We start from the raw sequence: 24,509 nt of genomic DNA, 5'->3' as shown, positions 1-24,509 counted from the left end.
GGGCCGCCGTTCTCACACCAGCACGCGGTCGAGTTCGACAACGAGGCCGCTGTCGGCGTCTGGGTCGCTGACGAGCGTCCCCAGGCAGACCGCAGCCCCGTCGGGCGTGACAGAGACGACCTGTGAATCTATCTCAGGCGTCGCGTCGCCCACTTCTGCCGGGCCGGTCTCGATGACGCCCGGCGCATACACCGGCGCGCCTTCGGCGACTTCGCGGGCGGCGCTGGGCGCAATTGTGACCCGTGGCAGGTGGGACAGCGCACGCTCTGCGGGCTGGATAATCTCGCGCAGTTGCGCTTCGTCCCCGTCTGCAGCAAAGGCCAGCGCGTCCACGAGGTCGTGCATCGTCGACAGCGATCCGTCGTCAAAGGTGCCGGTCGCCGTCCGGCGGAGGTCGCCCATGTGTGCGCCGGTCCCCGCCGCCAGCCCGATATCGTGACACAGCTTCCGGATATAGGTCCCCGACGCACACCGGACCCGCAACAGCAGTCTCCGGTCCCCCTGTTCGAGGATACCCAGTGAGTGAATCCGGCGGGAACGCAACTGGCGCTTCACTGCGCTCTTTCGAGGAGGTTTCTGATAGATGTCTGTCTCGAACTCGGCGACGATATCCGCAATATCGGCCGGCGCTTGGTCGTGGAGTTCGAGCACCGTCACGTACTCCTTGACGGCGTTGTCGAACACTTGCGCCATCCGAGCGGCGTCGCCGAGCAACACGGGCAGACAGCCGGTCACCTTTGGGTCGAGCGTTCCGCCGTGGGCGACCCGGTCCTGGCCAGTGGCGTCGCGAATCCAAGCCGCGACCTGATGGGCTGACGGGCCCGGTGGCTTATCGAGGTTGACGACGCCGAACGAGCGAAGCGAATCGAGGTCCCGTTCGTCGGGCGGGGCACGGAGTGTCATCGGCTCAGAACTCGTACCGGACGTTCTCGACCGGTGCCTTCCCCTCGTCGCCATCGGGGCTGTATGATTCGACAGCGTGGAGCGTCACGCTCAGGACTCCCTGTGGGTCCCAGCGAGCGGTGTTGACCGACAGGTCGTAGATAGAGAGGTCGTCGAAGTCGATGTCGTAGTAGTCGCTGTAGCGCTGGGCCTCGCTGTCGCCACGCTCTCGGGTTTCGGTCTTTGCCTGTTCGAAGGGCTTGTTCTCCCGTGTCGCGATGCGGTCGGCGCGTACGTCCAGCGGCGCAGTCAGCCACAGTTTCATGTCGGCGTACTCGCCCGCCATCCAGCCAGCGAGTCGGGACTCCAGCACGAGGTCATCGCGCTCGGCAGCAATATCACGCAATCGGCGGTCCAGATCACGGTCGATCTGGTCGTCTTCCTCGGCGGCTTTGTTCAGCTCGAGCGGTGTCATCCCGCGCTCTTCGGCCAGCGAGCGGAAAATATCGCCGCCACTGACGTGCTCGTAGTTCAGGGCGTCGGCCAGACTCTTGGCAAGTGTGCTCTTGCCGCTGCCGGCCGGGCCGGAGACGGTAATCAACATAGAGATGTTCGGGGGGCCCCGATAGAAAGGGCTGTCTCTTCGCGCCTACCCAGTCGGCGTCGTCTCGACGTTGAGCGCCTTCCGGATGATCTGGGTGAACGACAGTGAGCACAGGAAGTACCAGACAATCCACGCCTGGACCGGGCCGGCGACGCTGTTGCTCCACGCTTCGACCTCGCCGAAGATGGGGAGCGTAATCACCGGGCTCGCGTCGACGCCGGCTCCGAAGACAATCCAGTAGAGCCAGAGGAACAGCGGGATGTTGACCAGCATGATCCACACCATCGGTCGGAACTGCTGTTTGAACATCCCCATCTGGTCGGTCATCAGCTCCATCTGCTCCTCTTCGAGGCGGTCAAGCGCTTCTTGATCGTCGCGTTCCTTTGCGGCTTTGCGGCGCTCTTTCAGGTCCTCCATCTTCTCCTGGTGGTCGCCCATCCCCGACATGTCCATGAGGTTGTCCTGCAGAATCGTCGAGGTGGTCCCGGTGATAATTGCAAGCACCAGGATAACGACGTAAAACGGCAGCATGTCGTTGAGCGGCCCGAGGACGATGTCGATGACGCCGCCTGCGATAACGTCCCGGACTGAAGTCAGAGAGTAGCCGGCAAACAGGCCGAGCGTCCCGAGGCCGGCGAGCTTGTCCCATTTCGACCAGCCGCTGCCCTCGTCATCATCGCTCGGGGCCGCGTCGGACTCTTCGAGCGCCTCACGGACGCCATCAGGGTCGTCGATAACGAACCCCTCGCCATCGGCGTCGATGAGCAGGCCGGACTCGATGAGCCGGCCCCACTCGCCGCTCGTGAGGTCGTCGCTCACGTCGCCCCAGGTGACGGTCCCGTTCTCTTCGGCCGCAGCGAGCACCGTCGAGAGCGCATCAGTCATTGCCTCGCCGTCTTCGGCGAGTCGTTCTACCTTCGGCGCGGTACGTGCCATTGTGTGTGCTTGAGTTGCGACGGCATATCAACGTTTTACTCTGACTGTCTCGACGGTATCGGACTCGAACGGCGGTTCCGTCGCGTTTCAGGCCGTGTGTGCGTCGACGGCGTCCTGAATCTCGCTCCAGACCTCGTCGGGTGTCTGCTCGCCGTCGATGGCGACGAAGCCGTCGTGGTCCCCGTAGTGGTCGATGACCGGTGCGGTGTTGTCGTCGAACACGTCCAGTCGGTTGCGGACGGACTCCTCGTTGTCGTCGTCGCGCTGGATGAGGTCGCCGCCGCATTCGTCACAGACACCGTCTTCCTCGGGCTGATTGAACTCGACGTGGTAGTTCGTGCCGCAGTCGTCACAAACCCGCCGGCCCGTGAGTCGGTCGACCAGTTCCTCCCGCGAGACATCGAGCGAGAGGATCACGTCGAGGGCGGTCATCCCTTCCAGTTCTTCGGCCTGTTCGAGGTTACGCGGATAGCCGTCGAGCACGAACCCGTCAGCCTGTGAGAGGGCTTCGTCGACGATAGCGTTAACTACCGCGTCCGGCACGAGGTCGCCCGCTTCCATGTACTCACGGGGCGTGTCGTACTCGGTGTCCATGTCGCTGATATCCATGTCCTTGTTCGCCCGAAGGGCGTCACCGGTCGTGATGTGTTCGACGCCGTACGCTTCGGCGAGGTTGGCGCTCTGGGTTCCTTTGCCGGCTCCCGGCGGCCCGACAATCAGGATTCGTGGATTCGACATAGTCAGGGTTTCCAAGGGGTCGGTTAAATGGTTGTCCAAATCACGCTGGCGGGTCACGCTGCCGCCACCCAAAGGCGTGTAGGCGTCCCGGGCCAACACAGAATAATGCTTGAACCCGGCGCGCCGACCCCCGACATCAGCGCACAGAATCAGTTCGGTGAGACTGTCTCGCCCGACTTCGATGCGCCGACCGTGCTGTACTTCTATCCCGAAGATTTCACTGGCGGCTGTACCATCGAGGCTCGGGATTTCCAAGAACAGCTCCCGCAGTTCCGCGAGGGCGGCATCACCGTCTACGGCGTTTCGATGGACGATGTGGCGACCCACGATGAGTTCGCCGAGGAGGAAGGCCTGCTGTATGACCTGCTTGCCGACCCCGACGGGACCGTCGCCGAAGCGTTCGGCCTCGACACCAGCGGCGGCCGGACGGACCGCCGAACGTTCGTGCTCGCCGATGGCGAAATCAAGTCTGTCTACGACCCGGACATCTCGGACCCCGACGGGCACGCCGAGGCAGTGCTCCACGACGTTCGTAACGAGTTCGTCCAGGGCGGCTGACCTGCCTTTCGTTTTCGGCTTCTTGGTTTGAGTATCTGCCCGACCACGTCTCGCAGTCGAGGACTGGCGCGCTACTGCTGGTCGTCCGGCGGGTCTCGTGCCGGTAAATAAAAAAAGACGGCGTTCCCGTCACCGCTCCGCTCGAATCAGAGTTCACCGCCGAGAGACTCAATACACCACTTCATCACGAACAGGCCGACGCCGGTACCGTGCGCCGTTTCTGTGGCCTGCGTCGGGTCGAAGAGCGCGCTGATCTCCGTATCTGGAATCGGGGGGTTCGAATCGCGAATGCAGATCTCCACTCGGCCGGTGTTCGGTGACGGACCGACGGATACCTCGACTGACGGGGTGACAGTCTCACTGTGAATGATTGCGTTCTCGATGGCGTGGGTGAGTGCGTATGTGAATGCGTCATTGCTGTCTACCCACAGCTCCGCCCGTTCGGTAACGGTAATCTCTGAAGTAGGGTAGTCGGTCAGGATGGTGTTCACGACACCTCGTACCCTGCGCGTGACGTGACAGCGGGTGTAGTCTGTGCCGGGGCGCGCGACTGCCCGTTCGATCTGCTTGACGGATTCGACGATGTTCGTGAGGTTTTCGACGCGAGACCGAATCGTCTTGCTGGCGTCCCGCACGGCCTCAGTCCCGGCCGAAGCTGTGATACGGGCTGTGTTTCCGGCGATGACTGTCGCTTCGTTCCGCAGGTTGTGTCGCAGTATCCGCCAGAGGAGCTCCTCGCGGTGGTGTGTCTCGAAGTACTCCGTGATGTCACGGATCTCCGCACAGACGTACGTCCTCCCGGACACGACCCGCTCCAAGAGGTGAATCCGGGCCCAGATGAGCTCGCCGTCCGCCCGTTTGATCCGCCACGTGAACTGGCGCGACCCGCCTGCGGCGCTGTCTTGCAACCGGGACCTGAAATCGGCGACAGAGTGGACGAATGTGTTTGCGGTGTACTCGCTGATCGACCGCTCGCGCAACTCCGAAACTGAGTATCCGAATATCTCTGCTAGCCGTTCGTTGCCGTCCAGAATAGCACCACTGTCGGGGTCGTACAGTGCGATACCGATGTTGAGCGCGTCGTATGCTGCTGGAAGCGCGTGCCCCGTCTGAGATGCCATTGCTATTCAGGTAGCGCGGCGAGACGCCTTGCTGTTACTAATAGCAGTACATAGTGCTATAACGCGGTACAGACGTCTCATCGCCCGACGGGGGTATCTCTCTTCGTCGACGACTGACCGCGTGCGGGATGAACAGCCCGGTCTTCTCGCTGATCCCCCGGCACGATATGGAACGAAGTAGTCCCTGTCATCCCCGGTGCACCCACACCGCCTGCATACCGGCCAAGTGCCCCAATCCCACCTGTAGACACCGCTGACGAGATGCTCCTTCCCGCTTTTCCGCGACTGCCTTCGAAACGGACCTGTCCGCTAGTCGCGGAGCGTACCGTCGCGGACCTGCGGACGGTCTCAGAACACTTCAGCGCCGCCGCCGATTCGGGTCTGGTACACCCGGGCGTCGACCCCGCGCTCGCCGAAGGCGTCGAGCATCGTGCTCGCAATCTTTCGGCGGTCTTCCTCAGCACACGCGGCGATGACTGTCGGGCCGGCCCCGGAGATAGTGACGCCGGTGGCACCAGCCGCCAGCGCGGCTTCACGAACCTGTTCGTAGCCGTCGATGAGCTTCGCGCGGGCCGGCGTCACCACGGTGTCGTGCATCCCCTGGCCGACGAGTTCGGGGTCGTCGCGGTGCATCCCGGTCGTTAGTGCCGCGGCGTTACCCACTGTCTCTACCATCTGGTCGACGCGGGCGGTCTCCGGGACGACGTTACGCGCGTCTCGCGTCGAAACCACGATATCGGGCAGACACGCCACGAGCGGGATGTCGGCGTCGACCTGCGTGACGCCCTTGTCGGTTGCGATGGTGAACCCGCCCATGATCGAGGGGGCGACGTTGTCGTCGTGGGCGTCTCCGGAGACAACAGCCTCGCCCTTGGCGGCGATGGGGACCAGTTCCTCGCGGGAGTAGCCGCGGTCGTACAGTTCGTTCAGCCCAACGGCCGCTGCGGCGGCGCTGGCCGCGGAGGAGCCAAGCCCTGATGCGGGACGGACACCCTTATCTATCTGAATGCGTGCCGGCGCGTCAAGTGCGTCAGCGACCGCGCCGACGGTGTTCTTGTCGGGGTCCTCCGGGATGTACTGGCTGCCAGCACCGGTTACGTCGATGGTCACCCGGTCAGCTTTCTCCAGACGGACAACGTCGGCCGGACGCTCCAGTGCAACGCCGAACACGTCGAAGCCGCTCCCGAGGTTCGCACTGGTAGCCGGCGCCCGGACTGTCAGCATGCCTGCGAATTTCAGCAGTGTAGGCAAAAAGGTAGCGAACCGACACTGTGGCCGTTTCCCAGTACTGAGAACGCGGCCCAAAGGCATAATGCTGGGAAACCTGACGTTGGGATAGGTATTGCTATCGATGTCGACATTGCAACGGTCGCCATCCTCGGGAACGCGGGTGGGGCGCTCGTCGGTTTCGTAGTTGCGGTTATTGCCACCCGACACCGGGATGTCCCCGGTGCTCGCCAGTACGGCTGGCTCGCACTGGCTGGTGGGTGCTGGTGTGCCGTCTCTCTTTGGCGAGTTGTCGCTACCAACCCCACCGTCGCAGAAACGGTGTACGTGCTGGCACGAACCACTTCGGCACAGCTACTCGGGCTCTGGGCCGTTTTCGTGCTCGTCTACACTGGCCGGCGCTCGTGGCTTCGCCCGACCCGTCTCGTTCCCCTTTTGTTTGCGGCGAATGCAGACGTGCTGCTACTGCTTTTTGGCCAGGGTCGCTTCGTCGAAGCCGTCCCCATCACCCAGAGCGGCGTGACGCTGTTCGCCGTGCAACGTGGGGCCGCCTACACGACGACGCTTGCAATCTCTTACATCCCGTTATTTGTCGGCTATGCTCTCCTGATCGAGTTCTTGTTCCGGTCACAGAACCTCTATCGGCGGCAGACAGCGACAATCCTCATTGGAACCATCCTCCCGGTACTCGCCGCCGTACTGTATGATTTCGGCTACACGCCACATCCGGCCATCGACTTTACGCCGGTGGCGTTCTCGATCAACGCGGCACTCGTCGGCTGGGTCCTGTTCGAAGACGAGTCGCTATCGGTAAGAACGGTGTCGGGTGACGGCCTCGTCGACAATCTCCCCGACCCGGTCATCGCTCTCAACGACGACTGTGTTATTATCGATTACAACGCCGCGGCGGCCAGCGCGCTAGATCATCCAGAGCCTGATGGGGAGTCACTCGACGACCTTGCCCCGGGTCTCGTTGGCCACATTGAGCGCGGCGAGGTGTTCTCGTTCGGGGATTCGTTCACCTACTATAACCCACAGACGACGAGTCTCACCGACCAGTCCGGGACGGAACGCGGTCGCCTCGTCGTGCTCAGGGACGTCACCGGACAGCAGCGCCGGCAGGACCGACTCGAAGCGCTACAGGCCGCGACCCAGCAGTTCATCGAGGCAGAGACAGCCGAAGCGGTTGCGGAGATGGCCGTCGAGTTCGCAACTGCCGTGCTCGACCAGAACGCGGCGGGCGTGTTCCTCGAAGAGGATAGCGTTCTTGAACCGGCCGTCATCAGCGAGACGATCGAAAATAACGTTGAGGAAGAACTGCTATACGGGTCACCGACTGACAGGCCCGAAAGCAAACTCTGGCAGACGTACGAAACCGGTGAGATACAGACTGTCTCGCTGGAGCAGGACGGACTCGACCCGCTCGACAACGCGCTTATGCTGCCGCTTGGCTCCCACGGCGTGATGGCGATCACCGCATACGGCAGCACCTTCGCCACGGAGGACAGGCGATACGCCGCGATTCTCGCACAGACGACGCAGGTCGCCCTCGATCAGGTCGAGCGCGAGCGCGAACTCCGACAGAGCCGGAGTTCGGTCAAGCGACGCCGCGAACAGATAGAGTTCTTCAACGGCATCCTCAGACACTCGCTGCACAACGCGATGGTCGTCATCCGCGGCCGCGCGGAGCACATCAGGGATGATGTCCCGTCATCAAAACAGCGCCATCTCGACAGCATCAGCGACTGGTGTGGGACGCTCACAGAGATGAGCGAAACGATCCGGGATATCAACAACACGGTGACAGCAAGCGAAGCCGAGCGGCTGGACACCGTCGATCTTAACGCCACACTCCGGCGCTCAATTGAGTCGCTCCGAGTCGAGTACGATTCGGTATCGGTCTCCTGCGAACTGGACGGTGAGTACAGCGTGCAGGCGAATGAACTGCTCGAAGAGGTCCTCCTGAGCATCCTCCGGAACGCGGTCGACCACAACAACGCCGACACCCCGCAGGTAACCGTCTCAGTCCAGCAGGCCGGCGACTGGCTGCAAGTCCGCATCGCTGACGACGGCCCCGGTATGAGCGATGAATTAAAGACGAAAGTGTTTGAGCGCGGGCTCTCACCCGACCAGACCGCCGACGGGTTCGGCCTCTACTTCGTCTCGGTCATGATGGAGCTGTACGGCGGGACGCTCTGGTTCGAAGACAACCGCCCGACGGGGACGGTCGCTGTTCTCGAACTCCAGCAGGCGGTGACGTCCAGCAAAGCCGGCGACGACCCCCAGTCCGGCGACACCGAGACGGCGGCGACCGAAGCGCAAACTAAATCCCACAACCGCTGATAGGTCGGGGTATGATTGGCGTCGTCGGTGGCGGTATCGCCGGCCTCTCGGCAGCGTACCGGCTCCAGCAACGTGGTCACGAGGTACGTGTCTTCGAGGCGAGTGAGGACCTCGGCGGCCTGGCAGCGACCTACGAGACGGCCGGAGACCCCATCGAGAAATTCTATCACCACCTCTCGAAATCCGAGGAAACAATCGTCGACCTCGCCGAGGAACTGGGCCTCGGTGATGCGGTCGAGTGGCACATCGGGGAGAACGCCTACTACGTCGACGGCGTCGTCCACCCAATGGACAAGCCCTGGGAAATCCTCTCGTACCCGCACCTCTCGCTGTACGACACGTTCCGGCTGGGGATGCTCGTCCTCGATATCGACGTTCGCGGCGGCGTCCCGTCGTTCGACACCTACGAGCGGCTGGAAGACTTCGAGGACGTGCCCATCGAGGAGTTCGTCATCGACCACACTACCCGGGGCGTCTACGAGAACTTTTTCGAGCCGCTGCTCGATGCGAAGTTCGGCGACCGGAAAGACGACGTGAGCGCCGCGTGGCTACTCGGCCGAGTCAAATTCCGCGGCGAGCGGGACATCCTGAACGGCGAGATTCTGGGCTACTTCGACGGCGGATTCGGTCGCCTGCTCGACGCGCTGGTCGACGCCGTCGGCCGCGACAACATCGCCACTGGCACGCGCGTCTCCGACATCGATACGAGTGGCGGGACCGTCTCGTCGCTGACGGCCACGGACGGAACCGAGACGACGGTTCACGACGTTGACAGCGTCGTCGTCGCGACGATGCCGAATGTGCTTGAAGCCCTGACCGGCTACACTTGCGACATCGATTTCCAGGGGACGGTGTGTTCGGTCATTAGCATGGACGAGCCCCTGCTGGATACGTACTGGCTGAACATCGCCGACGACGCTCCCTTCGGCGCGCTCATCGAGCACACCAACTTCGTCTCCGCGGAGCGGTACGGCGGCGAACATCTCCTGTACGTCGCCCGCTACATTCAGGACGAATCCGAAGCCATCTGGCAACAGAGCGACGACGAGGTCGCCGAGACGTGGCTGCAGGGCATCGAATCGCTCTTCCCTGATTTCGACCGCGACGCCGTTAACTGGATTCGAACAGGGCGCAATCCACGGACTGCGCCGGTCTACGAACGCGGGTATCTCGACATGGTCATCCCGTACGACCTGAGCGACGCCGTCGCGGACGGCCTCTACTACGCCGGGATGGCCTCACGTGCACAGTACCCGGAGCGCTCGCTCAACGGCGGTATCGTCGCGGGCTTCGAGTGCGCCGACCGCATCGCACGCGACCCGTCTGCGGCGACGAAAACCGACGATTCGCCGCTTTCGGAAGCCCAACGCTGAGGGCTTTGCTGCCCGAGTCGATATCCTACGCTCCGGCCATATGTTGGCTGCCCCTTCTGATTACGGCTGATACAGCGAAAAACAGGCCTCCGACCGCCGTCTAGCTCAGTCGCCGGCCGCGCTTTCCACGTCGTCCTCGTCGATGACCGGCGCGTCGGTCGGGCTCACGTCGTCCGGTTCCTCGCGGCCGCCACCGACTACCATCTCGCCGTCCTCGGTTTCGACGTAGACGTCGTCAGCAAAGCCACCGACGGCGTGGGGGTGTTCCGGCTCGTCCAGTCGCTCTGGCGTCGACGGCGCGTCGGTGACGCCGCCGGCCGGCCGGAACGTCCCGAGCGGGTCGTCGATGGTGATGCTGTGCGCGTCGAAGAAGTCCGCGTACCGCTCGTAGTGGGCTTCGAGTTCGTCGGCCGGGAACTCCATCATCTCCGTCCAGCCGTGGTTGTAGAAGTCGAAATTCGCCTGAATGTGGGTGATTTCCCGAGCCTCAGCCTCCGAGTAATCTGCCTGGAGCGCGGCCACGTAGGTGTCCATCGTGCCGTCGAAGAAGTCATCGAGGTGGTCGCGCCGCTCCTCCCGGTGTGCCTCGTCGGCCTTCCCGAGGAAGATTTTGGTGTGGAGTTTCACCAGCCCGTAGTTGGCCACCGACCGGACGCCGGGTGTGGTCAGCGCCTTCTTGCTTGCCCAGTGGCGCGGGTTCTGGTAGATTTTCATTTCAATTTCGAATACGGGCCCCAGCGCCTTCAAATCCCCGACTATCGGTGTGTTCAGTTCGCTATCGGAAACGATACGCAGATAGCAATCCACATTAGGCCTGATTTCGTACCGGCCGTACATGAGCACGTCGCACGTAATCATCGGTGACGGCATCGCGGGTGCGTCCGCAGCCGAAACAATCCGGGAAGCGGACCCGGATGCGTCGGTCACAGTCCTGACCGACGAGGGGGAGGCACTGTATAACCGGATTCTCATCAAGGAGTTCGCCAAGGGGAAGCTGCCGGAAGCGCCGATCTCGATCCACGAGCCGGAGTGGTATGACGAACGCGACATCGACCTCCAGCTGAACACCCACGTGACGGACATCGATCCCGATGCCCACGAGATCCAGACCCACGAGGGGGACACCTACGAATACGACAAGCTGCTGGTGGCCACGGGTGGGACGCCGGCACAGGTTCCGGTCGAGAACAGTGACGCCGACGGCATCCACCACTTCTGGACGTTCCAGGATGCACGTGGCATCCGTGAGCACGCCGACGAGGCCGACCAGGGTATCATCGTCGGGGCTGGACTGCTCGGCATCGACCTCGCGGCGGTCTGTGCCGCACAGGAAATCGACGCGAAGTACCTGATGCGTGGCAACCGCTGGTGGCGCTACGCGCTCTCGGAGGAGGGCGCAGAGATCATCCACGAGGCCCTCGAAGAGAACGGTGTCGAACCCGTCTTCGAATCCGGCGTCGACCACTTCGAAGTCGACGACGACGGTCACGTCACCGGCGCGGTCGACCCCGACGGCAACCACTACGAGGGCGAATGGGCCGGCGTCGCTATCGGCCTCGATTTCAACACCGAGTTCCTCAACGGGACCGGGCTCGAACTCGACGACGGCGTCGTCGTCGACGAGTACATGCAGACCAACGTCGAGGACATCTACGCTGCGGGTGACCTCACCCAGTTCTACGACACCATCCTCGACTCTCAGGCGCAAAACGGCGCGTGGGGTTCAGCCAAGGAGCAGGGGTCAGTCGCCGGGACGAACATGGTCGCGGACGCCGAGGAAAAGGAGTTCCGCTGGGTCTCCTCGTACTCCATCACGCACTTTGACTTCCCGTTCCTTTCCTTCGGCCATCCGACCCGTGGCGACGACGAAGCCGAACGGAAGTACTCCGACAGCGAGTGGCGGCGGCTCGCCTTCGAGGACGGACAGCTCGTTGGTGGCGTGCTGATCGGCGACCTCTCACAGCAGTCGGCGTTCAAACAGCTCATCCGCGAAGAGCGGCAGGTCGCCGACAAAAAGGAACTGCTGCTGGAGAAGGAAGTCGACCTCGAAGAAGTCAAGGCGCAGACGCCCGCACCGGCCGAATAAGGCCAGCCGACACCGATATTTTTACGCGCTGCGGACGTAGCAGCATGTATGCGCAACGCCCTCTCCCGCGTCGTTGCTTGGCTCAGCCGCCGCAGCGACCGGTCGGGTGAGGCAGACAAAACGGGCGACGAGAGCGGCGGCTTCGCCGGCTCGCGGCTCGATGCGTTGGTCAATCAGGGGCACGGTCAGGGCGACCCACGGGCCGCCAGCGAGATGGCGGCGGTCCAAGCGGAGGCCGACCGGCTCACACAGACGGACCAGCACCGCGAATAACTGCCAGCGGGAGAACGACGCTCTTTTTTCGCCCTAAGGCAGAGAGTCGCGTATGGATGGCGGCAGCGGCGATATGACACTCGCGTTCGACCTCGACGCCCTCAAGCAACTGGCCTACCCGGACAGCGTGTTCAACGACGCGCGCCAGTGGTCCGAGTACGTCGGCGTCATCTCCGAACAGCCCACCTACGTCGTAACCAACTTCACCCGGAAACACCGGATCAGACAGGACTTCTTCTCCGGGCCGCGCGGCCGCGAGGAGAGTCTCGAAAACGTCAGAGAGCAGTTCGACACCGACCGGCACGTCTTTGTCGGTGCGGGCGACGAGGACGCTGACCTCGCCGAGGCGGCGGGCTGGGAGTACCTCCCAGTCACGCAGGCCGCAGAGGCGGCCGACTGGGGCCTTGGCGAACCCGAGACGCCGGACACAGCAACTGACGAGGACGAGCAGCGCGACGACTGGCCGTAAGCGGCACAGTCCCGCCGTCGGCGGGTATCTACGATTCGACTAGTTTTATATTTTCCCGGAGAGCGACTGAAGATATGGCCCTCCAGATCGGCCGTGCTTTCCAGGACGGTATTGACGAACTACTCAGCGAACGTGGGGCGATGTTTGCCGGCGTATTCATCGTCTATGGATTGCTCAGCTCTGTTGTCTGGGCGTCACTTTCGCAGGCGTTCACAGAACTGTTTCTGGGGCGACTGCCGAGCGATGCACAGGTAAATCAGGCAGCAATGGCCGGGGGTACCCCACTGGCACTCGACCTGCCGCTTGCAGTTGCTGGCGTCGGTGCGCTCGTGTTGCTTATCTTCAATGAGGCGCTGAACATCGTCGCAATCCGTGCCTTTGCCAGTGATGACCGCGAACCGATTCCCGACAATGTGGGCCGACGGCTCGGGAGGACCGTTGTGGTCGCGATCGCAGCCGGCATCCTCACCACTATCGCAGTGGGTATCGGCCTCATTCTACTCATCATCCCCGGACTGGTGTTTGGACTCCTGTTCTTCTTTGTCCGACAGGAGATTGCACTGAACGACAGCGGCGTTATCGAATCAATTAGCAACAGTGTCAGAGTCGTCACCGACAACCTCCTCGCCACGTTCGTTCTGGCTATTGTGCTCGTGGTGCTTGGATTCGTTCTCGGAGGTGCCGTCAGCTTCCTCCCGATCTCGTTGCCGCCAATGGTGTTGGCGACAGTCTCTACTGTCTTCTCAAGTGTCGTCAGCGTCTTCTCAATCGCTGTGACGACTGTCGCGTACCTCCAAGCAACGGGGTCCAGCTACACACAGGATACAGAGTCCATCGGCGGGCTCTAACCCGCTGTAGTCCGTATCGCGGCCTTTAACCACGCGAGCGACCAATCATGGGTAATGGCTGAACCGCGCGTGCCCGGTGGGCGCGAGTCCGAACTCGAACTGGCCTGTGGCGAACTCGTCGACACGCATGACCTCCATCTGGGGATGCGGGAGTTCGCGTGTGACTGCGGGCAGACTCACGGCGTCGTGCTTGACCCGCACCCGCTGGCACGGTTCGTGCCGGAGTTTCTCACCGAGGTGCTACACGCGACTATCGAGACCAACGACGACTACGATGAGTTCACCACCGTCCACCTGATGGGCGTCGTCATGGAGGAGTTCCCCGAGAAGGTCGTCGCCGCCGACACCAGCGAGGACGGGTCAGTTGGCTTCTCGCTGGCATGGGTGAGTGACTTCGATTCCCGCCGCCTTCACGAAATCGTCGTCGAACTGCTCGTGGAACTGATGGAACACGCTATCAGCCACGCCGAGGACGATGACGTGATGGCGGAGTTCGAGGAGCAGATGCTCCAGTTCGATGTTGACGCATTTGTCGAACAGTACCGCGACGAGCGAAACTTCGACGGCCGATCTGATACCGCGATCTGAGACCGACTGCGACCTGAGCACTTAGTAGGGCGGGCTCGCATACCCACGCATGGCGGGTCGTATCGCGGTCCTGCTTGTCCTCTTGCTTTTTGCGGGCTGTGGAGCCTTCGGCGGGGCGGAGCGACAGACGGTGACCCCAGTTCCGGTGCCCGAGCAGTCACAGGACGACCGGGCCAACCCCGCCGTGACCGAGGACGCTGTCGACGCCAGGCGACTCGCGGCGGCCCACCGGCGCGCGACGCGGAATCGCTCGTACGTGCTGGGAATGCGGTTGTCGCTGGAATGGGGGACACAAATCGTCAGTCTCGTCGTCGAAGACAGGTATCGCTACCAGTTTCGGACCGAAATCATCAACAAGAATTACACCAAGCAGGTGTACACCAACCGGAACCGACGCTATGTCTACGACGAGCGAGCACAGGGAGCCTGGACCGCAACGCGGCGGCCAACCCCGGTCAGCGGGGTACTCGACCCCGACCCCGCTCGACTCATCGAAGCCTACCTCGCCACGAACGTCAGCGTCGACCGTCCGAGGGACGACTGTGACTCCTGCAGCGTGACGCTCATGGCTACGGACCCGCCGGCGGCGTTTGAACCGGCCGATAATTACAGCGTGCAGGCGACTGTCCGGCCGGACGGCCTCGTCCAGTCGCTCACCGTCTCGTACTGGGACCGCTCCAGAAAGGCCCCGGTCAGCTACGAAATTCGGTACTCCGCGGTTGGCGATACAACCGTCTCCCGACCGGCGTGGGTCCGAAAGCGCTGGGGGAACGCGACAGACAGCGACCCTGAACTGTCCGACAGCCAGTGACACGCCGCCGTCGGTTGATTTCCCGAAATCAGCCGTCTGACTGTTGTCTGACGGTGTTATATGGTGGAAGCGGTGCTGTAACTGTGTATGGCTATGCGTGAGGGAGAGTTCGGGCGCATCCTGACAGTGCTCGAAGAAGCCGATGTCAACGGCACACTGACGGCACGCGAAATCTGTGACCTGCTCGAAGAACATGACGAGGCGTTCGGGAGCGCCCACCGTGTTGCCACAGTCCTTGGTCGTCGTGCTCAGTCCGGCGAGGTCGAGGTTATTCAGGGCCAGCCCTACCGGTATCGCGTTCCCGACCGCGACAACTGACCGTTCTCAGCGCCGCTACCGTCTGTCTGCTATACCGAGACTCGTCTGTGAGAGTGCTGACTATGTGACGCAGACGCATTACGATATTCGAAATTAGGCTTCGAGCTTCGCATTGTTTCGCCGGGCTTATTACGATGTGTAGACTCCGCTCGTACAATGACAGCGGACGAGGACCGTACAATCCTGCTCATCGGCAGTGGCCCGATCAAGATCGGACAGGCGGCCGAGTTCGATTACTCCGGCGCACAGGCGTGTCGTGCCCTTCAGGAAGAGGGTGCCCGCGTCGTGCTCGTGAACTCGAACCCGGCGACGATTATGACTGACCCGGAGATGGCGGACAAGGTGTATCTCGAACCTATCAACACCGAAGCTATCTCTGAGATCATCCGGAAAGAAGAACCCGACGGCGTCATCGCCGGTTTGGGCGGCCAGACTGGACTGAACGTCACCGCCGAACTTGCCGAGGAGGGCGTCCTCGACGAGTACGACGTGGACGTGATGGGGACGCCACTGGACACCATCTACGCGACGGAGGACCGCGACCTGTTCAAACAGCGGATGGAGGACATCGGTGAACCGGTGCCGCGCTCGACGACCATCACGCTCGACGACGGTGAATCGGTCACCGACTTGGACGAGGACTCGCTCATCGACCGCGTCGAATCCGCCGTCGACGAGGTCGGCGGGCTCCCCGTCATCGCACGCACGACGTACACGCTCGGTGGCTCCGGCTCCGGCGTCGTCGACGAGATGGACGAACTCATCGAACGCGTCCGCAAGGGCCTGCGCCTCTCGCGCAACAACGAGGTCCTCATCACCGAATCCATCTCCGGCTGGGTCGAACTCGAATACGAGGTGATGCGCGACGCCGACGACTCCTGTATTATTATCTGCAACATGGAGAACATCGACCCGATGGGGATCCACACCGGGGAGTCGACCGTCGTCACCCCCTCGCAGGTCATCCCCGACGAGGGCCATCAGGAGATGCGCGACTCCGCGCTGAAGGTCATCCGCGACCTCGGCATTCAGGGCGGCTGTAACATCCAGTTCGCCTGGCACGACGACGGCACCCCTGGCGGCGAGTACCGCGTGGTCGAGGTGAATCCGCGTGTCTCCCGCTCCTCTGCGCTGGCCTCGAAGGCAACCGGCTACCCGATTGCCCGTGTCACCGCGAAGGTCGCGCTCGGCAAGCGCCTCCACGAAATCGACAACGAAATTACCGGCGAGACGACCGCCGCTTTCGAGCCGGCTATCGACTACGTCGTGACGAAAGTGCCGCGCTGGCCTATCGACAAGTTCCGCGACACGGAGTTCGAACTGTCGACAGCGATGAAATCCACCGGTGAGGCGATGTCAATCGGCCGGACCTTCCCCGAGAGCCTGCTGAAGGCGCTTCGCTCCTCTGAGTACAATCCGGCTGCTGACTTCAACGAAATCGACGACGCGGAACTCGAAACGGAGTACCTCGAAAAGCCAACGCCTGACCGTCCGTACGCGATGTTCGAGGCGTTCTGCCGCGGCTACACCGTCGAGGAAGTCGTCGACATCACCGACATCAAAGAGTGGTACGTCGAGCGGTTCAAAGAGGTCGCCGACGCCGCTGAGGCCGCCCGCGATGGCGACTACGAGACCGCCGCGCAGGCCGGCTTTACCGACCAAGAAATAACAGCGCTGGCCGGCGGTGAGTTCAACGATACGCACGTCTCCTGGCTCCCGGCGGATCTGGATGAAGACGGCGGCGACGAGCCGGAAGTCGAAGCGGCGACCGATGGCTCCGGTGTCACAGTCGACACCGTCGAGACGGAGACGACTGACCGCGACTTCAAACTCGTCGACACCTGTGCCGGCGAGTTCGAGGCGACGACGCCGTATTACTACTCGACGCGGGACCCGCTGTCGGGTATCGACCGCGACGAACTCCAGATCGACCCGGACCTCGAAAGTGTCGTGGTCGTCGGTGGCGGCCCCATCCGTATCGGGCAGGGCGTGGAGTTCGACTACTGTTCGGTCCACGCGGTCCGCGCGCTGGAGAACCTTGGCATCGACGCCCACGTCGTCAACAACAACCCCGAGACGGTGTCGACCGACTACGACACGTCCGACGGACTGTTCTTCGAACCAGTCACTGCAGAGGAGGTCGCCGATGTCATCGAAGCGACCGACGCGGACGGCGTGATGGTCCAGTTCGGCGGCCAGACCTCTGTCGACATCGGCCACCCGCTCGAACAGGAGCTCGAACGCCGCGACCTCGACTGTGAGATCATGGGGACCTCCGTCGACGCGATGGACCTCGCCGAGGACCGCGACCGGTTCAACAAGCTGATGGACGAACTCGGTATCTCACAGGCCGAAGGTGGCTCTGCGACCTCCAAGGAGGAGGCCCTCGACCTGGCCCACGACATCGGCTACCCCGTCCTTGTGCGCCCGAGCTACGTGCTCGGCGGCCGCGCGATGGACGTGGTGTACAACGACGAGGACCTCGAAACGTACATCGAGGAAGCCGTCCGCGTGAGCCCGGACAAGCCGATTCTGGTCGACGAGTTCCTCGCCGACGCCGTCGAACTGGATGTCGACGCCGTGGCCGACGAGGACGACGTCCTCATCGGCGGCGTGATGGAACACGTCGAGACGGCGGGCATCCACTCGGGCGACTCCGCCTGTATGATTCCGCCCCGGTCTCAGGAGATCAAGGACGTGATGCCGCGCATCCGCGAGGTCGTTGAGGATATCGCCGACGCGCTCGATACCGTCGGTCTGCTGAACGTCCAGCTCGCCGTTCGTGACGGCGAGGTGTTCGTCCTCGAAGCGAACCCGCGCTCGTCCCGTACCGTTCCGTTCATCTCCAAGACGGCTGGCGTCCCGATCGCCAAAATCGCCGCTAAGGTGATGTCCGGCGCGACGCTCTCGGAACTCGACGTGCAGGAGCAGATTCCGGAGCAGGTCTCTGTTAAGGAGGTCGTCCTGCCCTTTGACCGCCTGCCGGGTTCGGATCCGCGTCTCGGCCCGGAGATGAAATCCACCGGCGAGGTCATGGGGACCGCCGGCTCCTTCGGCAAGGCCTACCAGAAGGCCCAGATGGCCGTCGGCAAGGCAATCCCGCTCGAAGGGACAGCCATCGTCGACCTGCCAATCCTCGGCTTCGAGGAGCACTTCGACGTGCAGGACTTCGACGACTACGAAGACACCGACGCCATCATCGACGCCATCCAGAGCGGCAAGGTTGACCTCGTTCTCTCCCGCAACCGCGACGTGCTGGAAGCCTGTGTCGAGGAGACTGTGACGTACTTCTCGACTCACGAGAGCGCCGAGGCGGCGCTGGAAGCGATCAACTCCGCTGACCAGCCACTCGCTGTTCAGGCCATCGATGAACGGCCAAAGACCCAGCGCGAGTGGGGCGCTGAGTAACGCGGTCGGCTGTTCTCGGGAGCAGATCACCCACCGCGGTGGCACCGATTCCTGTCACTCGAACGGACAGGTACAAATACTTATTCGTTGGACACGTTCACGTACCATTCATGGCCGATGCCGTACGTGTCCTGCATGTTGAGGACGACCCCGAGTTCGCGTCGATGACGGCAGCGTTTCTCAGCCGTGCCGACGACCGGTTCGACGTGGTCTCGGCAACGTCGGCAAATGAGGGACTCACCCGGCTCAGCGAGGAACCAATCGATTGTGTTGTCTCGGATTTCGAGATGCCCGGTCAGGACGGCATCGAGTTTCTGGAATCCGTCCGAGCTATCGACGAGAACCTCCCGTTCATTCTCTTTACGGGGAAAGGCTCCGAGGAAGTGGCCAGCGAGGCGATTTCGGCCGGTGTGACCGACTACCTCCAGAAACAACAGGGCACCGACCAGTACACAATTCTCGCCAACCGCATCGCCAACGCGGTCGAGCAGTACCGGTCACAGCGGGCACTGGACGCGAGCCGGGAGCGGCTCTCGCTGTTTATCGATAAGTCACCGCTCGGCGTCATCGAGTGGGACGAGAGCTTTGAGGTGGTTCAGGTCAACGAGAAAGGCGAGGAGATCCTGCGGCGTGGGGAAGCGGCGCTCGCCGGCAAGGGGTTCGAGACGCTCGTCCCGGACTCGGCGCTGGATGCGGTCGAAGAGACAATCACGGCCCTACAGGAAGGCAGCGGGGGCTACTATACGGTGCTTGATATCGAGACCGGCGACGGCGAGGAGATCGTCTGTGAGTGGCACAACCGAATCATCCGAGAAGACGGAGAGACCGTCGCGATCTTCTCGCAGTTTCAGGAGATCACGGAGCGCCGGCAGCGACAGCAGCGTATCGAGGCACTGCACGACACAACGCGGGAGCTGATGCACGTTGAGTCACGCGAGGCTGCCGCCGAACTGGTCGTCGAAACCGCGCGTGATCTGCTCGGATTGCCACTCAGCGCTGTCTTTCTCGCCGATGAGTCGGCCGACGCTCTCAGGCCGACCGCAGTGACCGACCAGGCTCAGGCGATTATCGACGACCATCCGACGTTTAGCGAGGGCGATAGTCTGGTCTGGGAGGTGTTCGACTCCGGCGAACAGCGTGTTTTCAACGATGTCTCCACTCACCCCAACCGCTACAACCCTGACACCGACGTCTGTAGCGAACTCCTGATTCCACTGGGCGACCACGGTGTGCTGATCGCCGCATCGACCGATGCCGCCGCGTTCGAGGACGCATCGGTCTCGCTGATGCGAACCCTCGCTGCGAACACCGAGGAGGCCCTTTCCAGACTCGACCGGCAGCAGGAACTCAGAACGCTCACGGAACGCCACGAACTCGCCCTTGAGGGTGCTGAGCTCGGCGTCTGGGACTGGAACGTTCAGACGGACCAAGTCACCTTCGACGAGCGCTGGGCGAATATGCTCGGCTACACGCTCAATGAACTCGACCCGACAGTCGACACCTGGGACGAACTGATTCACCCTGAGGACCGCGAGCGGACCTACGAGGCACTGAACGCCCACCTCGACGGCGAGACGGAGATATACGAATGTGACCATCGCCTCAAGACGGCGACCGGCGACTACCGATGGATCCGCGACATTGGCAAAGTGGTCGAACGCGACGAGAACGGCGATCCGGTCCGTGCGGTGGGGATCCATCAGGACGTGACCGACCACAAAAACCGGAAACAAGAACTCGAAGACACGAGCCGCAAACTGCAGGTCATTCTCGACACAGCGCCGACGTACATCCTGATGAAAGATATCGACAGCCGCTTTCTCTTCATCAACAGTGCGGCTCGTGAGCTCTACGGGATCGACGCTGACAAATCTGTCGTCGGCCTGTCCGATTACGATATTCTTCCGGACCGCATCGCGGAGCAGACTCACGCCGACGATCAGCGGGCCCTTGAACAGAAAGAGACCGTCGAAGTCGAGACGGTGATTCCGGTCGACGGGACGGAGCGGACGCATCTGACGCGGAAGACACCGATACTCGACGATGACGGCGAGCCGTACGCCCTCTGTGTCGTTGCGACTGATATTACCGACCAGAAACAGCGCGAGCGGGAGTTGGCTCGCCTCACCGACGAGTATGCGGCGGTGTTCGAGAACACCAACGACGCCATCGCGCTCGTCGACATTGAGGAGCCGGCAGACGATCCGACGTTCCGATACGTTCGGACGAACGAGGCCTACGAGCGACAGACCGGGTTCGACACCGAGTCACTGACCGGTCAGACCCCAGTTGAGGCTGCTGGCCCGGACATCGGTCGTCGAATCGCCGACCACTACAAGCAGTGTGTCTCGGCCGGTGAACCAATTACATTCGAGGAGCGGGACCTCCACCCGACTGGCGTCTGGGAGACACAGGTAACACCGATCGCCGCTGATGGAGAGATCACCCGGCTCGTTGCCATCTCACGGGATATCTCCGACCGAATCGAGTACCGCGAGGAACTGGAGCGACAGAACGACCGGCTCGAAGAGTTCGCGAGCATCGTTAGCCACGACCTCCGGAACCCGCTCAGCGTCCTCGAAGGCTCGCTCACCCTTGTCAGAGACACCGGCAACGACGAGCAGTTCGACCGCTGTTACCGTGCAATCGACCGCATGAAGGAACTCATCGAGGATCTGCTGACTCTCGCCCGTGAGGGGGACACGGTATCCGAAACGGAGCCGCTCAACCTCGAATCGACGGCGCTGTCCTGCTGGCACGCTGTCGAGACGTCTGATGCCACACTCGAAGTCACTGCCGAGAGCACAATCTACGCCGACGAGAGCCGCGTTCGCCAACTCCTCGAAAACCTCATCAACAACGCTGTGACGCACGGCGGCCCGGCCGTCACTGTTGAGGTCGGCGATCTCGACGACCCGGGGTTTTACGTCGCCGATGATGGTGGTGGTATCCCGCCGGAAAAGCACGACACAGTGTTTGAGAGCGGCTACACCACCACTGACGGTGGAACCGGCTTTGGGCTCGCTATCGTCAAGGAGATAGCGGCGGCACACGACTGGTCGGTGTCCGTTACTGAGAGCGACGCCGGCGGCGCACGATTCGAGTTCAGGGGCGTCAGACAGGAGTCATAGAGCGGTCGGGCTGTAACGACTGTTATCCATGCACCGATTTCTCAACCATTACATGTCCGAACCGTTGAACCGAGATGGTGGTCATAGTTAGTAATCGATTAGCTACTGATGACTATCTGTCCTGTTTTGTGCCAATAATGGCACGTTCGTAACACTCATTTCTGGGGCTGTGACACTAGCAGTATGGACCGTGTTGCAATCGCTGTCGCCGCTCCGGGAATCCGATGATAGAGGACATCACTAAGCGGGCGGAGACAGTCGCTGAGATGGCTCCCAGTGACTCGGTAACGGTAGGTGTCCTCGCTGGATACAAGAGTCATTTCTCCGAGTCACCACCGCTGAACAACCCACCGCTGACGTACCTCGACGGCGCGGAAGCCCCGGCGTATCTCCTGACCAACGGGAAGCGCGGCATCGGTCGCGGAACGAAACGCAAGACCGACTCACCGGTCGGCGACCGACGGACCGTCATTCTGGTTACCGGCCGCCGGACGCTCTGTCTCATCGGGAAAGACGAGGACGACGACATCATCGAGATCCCACACGAAGCAGTTGCCGACGTTACCACCAAGACCGGGTTCCGTGCGCACCGCCTCGCGCTCCGGACCCCACGGAAAATGTACCACTGCTGGGTGCACCGCAAGACCGACAAAACAACGCTCAAAGCGGCCGCCGAGTTCATCGAGAACCACCAGCAGGACAGTCCGGACGCAATCGACGGCGACGACGACGCCAACCGAGTCATGTACCGCGGTCGCCCCGTCGCACCGCAGAACAACACGGCCAAAAGCGAAGACAGCGACCAGACGAAATACTACCGCGGGCAACCAATTGACGACGACAGCGACTGAAAGACGTGGCTCATGCGCGTCCAAACCGCGCCGCCCGCGGTTCGTTGCTGTTCACGGTTCGCGGTTCTCATCTGCTCCGCTCGCTTCGAACCGCGCTACTGCTCGCGGGTCACTCTGTTCCCCGTCGTCGGGCGGCGATACTGCCCGACTGCTTGCGGGACCGAAGGTCCTGCTCCGCTCGGAAGTCCGGGGACCCCTCCCTACGGCCAGGCTCCCCCTACTCTCCCGCCATCCCTAGCACATCATCAAAGAAGCCGAGCGAATCGTGCGGGCCGGGGTTGGCCTCGGGGTGGTACTGGCGCGTGATGATGTTCAGGTCGTCGTTTTCCAGCCCTTCCGGCGTGTCGTCGTTGACGTTAATTTGGGTCACGTCGAGCTTGTCGCCGGGGTCGGCGACGGTGTAGCCGTGGTTCTGAGTCGTCATCACGACCCGATTGGAGCGCAGGTCACGGACCGGCTGGTTCACGCCGCGGTGGCCGAACTCCATCTTCTCAGTTTCGCCGCCGAGCGCGTTGGCGACGACCTGCTGGCCGAGGCAGATGCCCGCGAGCGGCACGTCGCCGACGTAGGTTTCGACGAGCTCACCGGCCTGTTCGAAGTTCTCGGGGTCGCCGGGGCCGTTCGAGATGAACAGCAGGTCCGGGTCGACAGCGGCCACGTCGTCCTCGGTGGCGTCGTACGGGAACACGTGGACCTCGGCGTCGCGTTCGACGAGCGACTCGGCGATAGAGCCCTTCGCACCGCAGTCGACCAGCGCGACCGTCGCACCGTCGCCGCCCTCGTTGTGGACCTCCACCTCGTCGACGGAGACCTGCGCGCCGATGTCGGTGTGGTCAGACATATGCTTACACTCGTGGAGTTCGTCGAGCGCGTCCTGCTCGGTCACGTCCGGCCCGGCGGCGATCCCGCATTTCATCGCCCCCTCGTCGCGGATTTCGGTGACGATGTCGCGCGTGTCGAGATGGTCGACGGCCGGGATACCCTCGGATTCGAGCCACTCGGCCACGTCGTCGGTCATCTCGCGGGCCACTGCCGCGCGCGGGTGGACGCGGTCCGACTCGAAGCGTTCCTCTCGGACGCCGTAGTTCCCGATGAGCGGATAGGAGAACGTCAGGACCTGTTCCTCGTAGGAGGGGTCGGTAAGACTCTCCTCATACCCGGTGTACGCCGTTGTAAAGACCAGTTCGCCGCGGGCCGTCCCCGGAGCGCGAGCGCGCGCCTCGATGACGCGGTCGCCTTCGATTGCCACGTATGCGTCAGCCATTACGAGATGCGTATACTATAGTCGGCCATAAGGGTTGCTTTCGAAGACGAGTTTCGAATTTCGTAATCCTCAAGTCACGACCGGTGATACTGTCATATCTCGATGGACGACCTCGACAGGGAGATACTCTCGATACTCCGCCGGGACGCCCGAACCCCGTATACGGAAATCGCGGACCGGGTCGGCACGTCGGAAGGGACTGTGCGAAACCGCGTCGAACGACTGGTCGACGACGGCGTTATCGAACGATTCACTGTCGCGACGCGGACCGGCAACGTGAAAGCGATGATCGAGGTCAGCGTCGATGTGAACGTCGACACGGCCGAGGTTTCGGACCGCATCGCTGATTGGCAGGAGGTTGATTTCGTGTGGCAGGTCTCCGGCGAGGAGGACATCGTCGTGGTCGTTGATGCCGCTGACACCGACGCAGTCAACGGGCTCATCACGCAAGCGCGTGAGTTGGAGGAGGTTGTGGGCACGAAGACGAGGCTCATTCTGAACGAACGAGTTGGGTGACGCGCGGCAGTGCCGCGCGAGCCAACTCGGTGAATTGTAATGGTCAAGATAACTTCTGAAAGTTAAGAAATTTCTCACACCACTTCTTGGCGTAGCTGACTTGCTGCGTCACTTGTTCAAATACGTCTTTGACGAGTTCGTGAAATTCGTCCTCGTCGCCGACG

At 62.3% G+C, this 24,509-nt stretch carries 21 protein-coding genes and 2 pseudogenes; 14 read left to right on the top strand and 9 right to left on the bottom strand.

Annotated features, from left to right (window positions below; all coding sequences use genetic code 11):
• Positions 1-12 precede the first annotated feature (12 nt).
• From G9463_RS10445 to G9463_RS10430, 4 genes are all read right to left on the bottom strand, one after another.
• Complete coding sequence (locus G9463_RS10445) at positions 13-903, bottom strand: RNA-guided pseudouridylation complex pseudouridine synthase subunit Cbf5 (RefSeq protein WP_165896658.1); 891 nt, start codon at positions 901-903, stop codon at positions 13-15.
• Between the two features lie 4 nt (positions 904-907).
• Entirely contained in the window at positions 908-1,486 is a 579-nt protein-coding gene (gene cmk / locus G9463_RS10440; RefSeq protein WP_121303759.1) for a (d)CMP kinase, read from the bottom strand.
• A gap of 45 nt (positions 1,487-1,531) precedes the next feature.
• Positions 1,532-2,422 (bottom strand): DUF106 domain-containing protein, encoded by an 891-nt coding sequence (locus G9463_RS10435; RefSeq protein WP_004963999.1) that lies wholly within the window; start codon positions 2,420-2,422, stop codon positions 1,532-1,534.
• A gap of 87 nt (positions 2,423-2,509) precedes the next feature.
• Positions 2,510-3,160: an adenylate kinase gene (locus G9463_RS10430; RefSeq protein ID WP_011224746.1), complete on the bottom strand. Its 651-nt coding sequence runs from the start codon at positions 3,158-3,160 to the stop codon at positions 2,510-2,512.
• Positions 3,161-3,265: 105 nt separating this feature from the next.
• Between G9463_RS10430 and G9463_RS10425 the strand changes: the two genes are divergently transcribed.
• Positions 3,266-3,718, top strand: coding sequence for a peroxiredoxin (locus G9463_RS10425; RefSeq protein WP_165896657.1), 453 nt, complete (start codon positions 3,266-3,268; stop codon positions 3,716-3,718).
• A gap of 71 nt (positions 3,719-3,789) precedes the next feature.
• Here G9463_RS10425 and G9463_RS10420 read toward each other — a convergent pair.
• Both G9463_RS10420 and G9463_RS10415 read right to left on the bottom strand, forming a co-directional pair.
• Positions 3,790-4,839 (bottom strand): annotated as a pseudogene (locus G9463_RS10420) (PAS domain S-box protein).
• 348 nt (positions 4,840-5,187) lie between these two features.
• Positions 5,188-6,063 carry a homoserine kinase gene (locus tag G9463_RS10415; RefSeq protein WP_004963992.1) on the bottom strand — a complete coding sequence of 292 codons (876 nt, stop codon included), beginning with the start codon at positions 6,061-6,063 and terminating at the stop codon, positions 5,188-5,190.
• Between the two features lie 123 nt (positions 6,064-6,186).
• Here G9463_RS10415 and G9463_RS10410 point away from each other — a divergent pair, with 123 nt between their 5' ends.
• Together G9463_RS10410 and G9463_RS10405 are read left to right on the top strand one after the other, a co-directional pair.
• Positions 6,187-8,409 carry a histidine kinase N-terminal 7TM domain-containing protein gene (locus tag G9463_RS10410; protein ID WP_165896668.1) on the top strand — a complete coding sequence of 741 codons (2,223 nt, stop codon included), beginning with the start codon at positions 6,187-6,189 and terminating at the stop codon, positions 8,407-8,409.
• An 11-nt stretch (positions 8,410-8,420) separates the two neighbouring features.
• Entirely contained in the window at positions 8,421-9,782 is a 1,362-nt protein-coding gene (locus tag G9463_RS10405) for an NAD(P)/FAD-dependent oxidoreductase (RefSeq protein WP_165896656.1), read from the top strand.
• 105 nt (positions 9,783-9,887) lie between these two features.
• Here the strand turns inward: G9463_RS10405 and G9463_RS10400 are convergent, their stop codons facing one another.
• Positions 9,888-10,496, bottom strand: coding sequence for a DUF6149 family protein (locus G9463_RS10400; RefSeq protein WP_165896655.1), 609 nt, complete (start codon positions 10,494-10,496; stop codon positions 9,888-9,890).
• Between the two features lie 121 nt (positions 10,497-10,617).
• Between G9463_RS10400 and G9463_RS10395 the strand changes: the two genes are divergently transcribed.
• The 10 genes from G9463_RS10395 (at position 10,618) to G9463_RS10350 (ending at position 22,565) form a co-directional block, all read left to right on the top strand.
• Positions 10,618-11,868, top strand: coding sequence for an NAD(P)/FAD-dependent oxidoreductase (locus G9463_RS10395; protein ID WP_011224753.1), 1,251 nt, complete (start codon positions 10,618-10,620; stop codon positions 11,866-11,868).
• Positions 11,869-11,916: 48 nt separating this feature from the next.
• Positions 11,917-12,141: a hypothetical protein gene (locus G9463_RS10390; protein WP_165896654.1), complete on the top strand. Its 225-nt coding sequence runs from the start codon at positions 11,917-11,919 to the stop codon at positions 12,139-12,141.
• Positions 12,142-12,193: 52 nt separating this feature from the next.
• The gene (locus tag G9463_RS10385) at positions 12,194-12,610 is read left to right on the top strand and encodes a hypothetical protein (protein ID WP_165896653.1); all 417 of its coding nucleotides are present in this window, start codon (positions 12,194-12,196) and stop codon (positions 12,608-12,610) included.
• Between the two features lie 74 nt (positions 12,611-12,684).
• Positions 12,685-13,458, top strand: a complete 774-nt coding sequence (locus G9463_RS10380; protein ID WP_165896652.1) for a hypothetical protein — start codon at positions 12,685-12,687, stop codon at positions 13,456-13,458.
• A 54-nt stretch (positions 13,459-13,512) separates the two neighbouring features.
• Entirely contained in the window at positions 13,513-14,046 is a 534-nt protein-coding gene (locus G9463_RS10375) for a DUF5815 family protein (RefSeq protein ID WP_011224755.1), read from the top strand.
• Between the two features lie 49 nt (positions 14,047-14,095).
• Complete coding sequence (locus G9463_RS10370; RefSeq protein WP_004963961.1) at positions 14,096-14,857, top strand: hypothetical protein; 762 nt, start codon at positions 14,096-14,098, stop codon at positions 14,855-14,857.
• Between the two features lie 87 nt (positions 14,858-14,944).
• Complete coding sequence (locus G9463_RS10365; RefSeq protein WP_004963957.1) at positions 14,945-15,175, top strand: hypothetical protein; 231 nt, start codon at positions 14,945-14,947, stop codon at positions 15,173-15,175.
• Positions 15,176-15,331: 156 nt separating this feature from the next.
• A complete protein-coding gene (carB, locus tag G9463_RS10360; RefSeq protein WP_011224757.1) occupies positions 15,332-18,583 on the top strand; it encodes a carbamoyl-phosphate synthase large subunit in 3,252 nt (1,083 codons plus the stop codon).
• Positions 18,584-18,693: 110 nt separating this feature from the next.
• Positions 18,694-21,714 (top strand): PAS domain S-box protein, encoded by a 3,021-nt coding sequence (locus G9463_RS10355; RefSeq protein WP_165896651.1) that lies wholly within the window; start codon positions 18,694-18,696, stop codon positions 21,712-21,714.
• Positions 21,715-21,938: 224 nt separating this feature from the next.
• Positions 21,939-22,565, top strand: a complete 627-nt coding sequence (locus tag G9463_RS10350) for a hypothetical protein (RefSeq protein ID WP_165896650.1) — start codon at positions 21,939-21,941, stop codon at positions 22,563-22,565.
• 217 nt (positions 22,566-22,782) lie between these two features.
• Here G9463_RS10350 and carA read toward each other — a convergent pair whose 3' ends face one another.
• Positions 22,783-23,829, bottom strand: a complete 1,047-nt coding sequence (carA, locus tag G9463_RS10345) for a glutamine-hydrolyzing carbamoyl-phosphate synthase small subunit (protein ID WP_007189090.1) — start codon at positions 23,827-23,829, stop codon at positions 22,783-22,785.
• A gap of 102 nt (positions 23,830-23,931) precedes the next feature.
• Here carA and G9463_RS10340 point away from each other — a divergent pair, with 102 nt between their 5' ends.
• Positions 23,932-24,345, top strand: a complete 414-nt coding sequence (locus G9463_RS10340) for an Lrp/AsnC family transcriptional regulator (protein WP_004518577.1) — start codon at positions 23,932-23,934, stop codon at positions 24,343-24,345.
• Between the two features lie 43 nt (positions 24,346-24,388).
• On the opposite strand, the pseudogene G9463_RS10335 reads toward G9463_RS10340, so the two are convergent.
• Positions 24,389-24,509: pseudogene (locus G9463_RS10335) on the bottom strand (IS630 family transposase); the annotation flags it as partial.

It is taken from the genome of Haloarcula sp. JP-Z28 (assembly GCF_011440255.1).
Classification (GTDB): Archaea; Halobacteriota; Halobacteria; order Halobacteriales; family Haloarculaceae; genus Haloarcula; species Haloarcula marismortui.
This window is presented reverse-complemented; position numbering and strand designations above follow the sequence as displayed.

Bases quoted from the DNA above. Each gene is read 5' to 3' on its own strand.
- G9463_RS10370 (WP_004963961.1), top strand. From the start codon at position 14,096: ATGGCGGGTCGTATCGCGGTCCTGCTTGTCCTCTTGCTTTTTGCGGGC.
- cmk (WP_121303759.1), bottom strand. From the start codon at position 1,486: ATGTTGATTACCGTCTCCGGCCCGGCCGGCAGCGGCAAGAGCACACTT.
- carA (WP_007189090.1), bottom strand. From the start codon at position 23,829: ATGGCTGACGCATACGTGGCAATCGAAGGCGACCGCGTCATCGAGGCG.
- G9463_RS10365 (WP_004963957.1), top strand. From the start codon at position 14,945: ATGGCTATGCGTGAGGGAGAGTTCGGGCGCATCCTGACAGTGCTCGAA.
- G9463_RS10415 (WP_004963992.1), bottom strand. From the start codon at position 6,063: ATGCTGACAGTCCGGGCGCCGGCTACCAGTGCGAACCTCGGGAGCGGC.
- G9463_RS10350 (WP_165896650.1), top strand. From the start codon at position 21,939: ATGATAGAGGACATCACTAAGCGGGCGGAGACAGTCGCTGAGATGGCT.
- carB (WP_011224757.1), top strand. From the start codon at position 15,332: ATGACAGCGGACGAGGACCGTACAATCCTGCTCATCGGCAGTGGCCCG.
- G9463_RS10395 (WP_011224753.1), top strand. From the start codon at position 10,618: ATGAGCACGTCGCACGTAATCATCGGTGACGGCATCGCGGGTGCGTCC.
- G9463_RS10380 (WP_165896652.1), top strand. From the start codon at position 12,685: ATGGCCCTCCAGATCGGCCGTGCTTTCCAGGACGGTATTGACGAACTA.
- G9463_RS10435 (WP_004963999.1), bottom strand. From the start codon at position 2,422: ATGGCACGTACCGCGCCGAAGGTAGAACGACTCGCCGAAGACGGCGAG.
- G9463_RS10355 (WP_165896651.1), top strand. From the start codon at position 18,694: ATGGCCGATGCCGTACGTGTCCTGCATGTTGAGGACGACCCCGAGTTC.
- G9463_RS10445 (WP_165896658.1), bottom strand. From the start codon at position 903: ATGACACTCCGTGCCCCGCCCGACGAACGGGACCTCGATTCGCTTCGC.
- G9463_RS10405 (WP_165896656.1), top strand. From the start codon at position 8,421: ATGATTGGCGTCGTCGGTGGCGGTATCGCCGGCCTCTCGGCAGCGTAC.
- G9463_RS10400 (WP_165896655.1), bottom strand. From the start codon at position 10,496: ATGAAAATCTACCAGAACCCGCGCCACTGGGCAAGCAAGAAGGCGCTG.
- G9463_RS10375 (WP_011224755.1), top strand. From the start codon at position 13,513: ATGGCTGAACCGCGCGTGCCCGGTGGGCGCGAGTCCGAACTCGAACTG.
- G9463_RS10430 (WP_011224746.1), bottom strand. From the start codon at position 3,160: ATGTCGAATCCACGAATCCTGATTGTCGGGCCGCCGGGAGCCGGCAAA.
- G9463_RS10385 (WP_165896653.1), top strand. From the start codon at position 12,194: ATGGATGGCGGCAGCGGCGATATGACACTCGCGTTCGACCTCGACGCC.
- G9463_RS10340 (WP_004518577.1), top strand. From the start codon at position 23,932: ATGGACGACCTCGACAGGGAGATACTCTCGATACTCCGCCGGGACGCC.
- G9463_RS10425 (WP_165896657.1), top strand. From the start codon at position 3,266: ATGCTTGAACCCGGCGCGCCGACCCCCGACATCAGCGCACAGAATCAG.
- G9463_RS10390 (WP_165896654.1), top strand. From the start codon at position 11,917: ATGCGCAACGCCCTCTCCCGCGTCGTTGCTTGGCTCAGCCGCCGCAGC.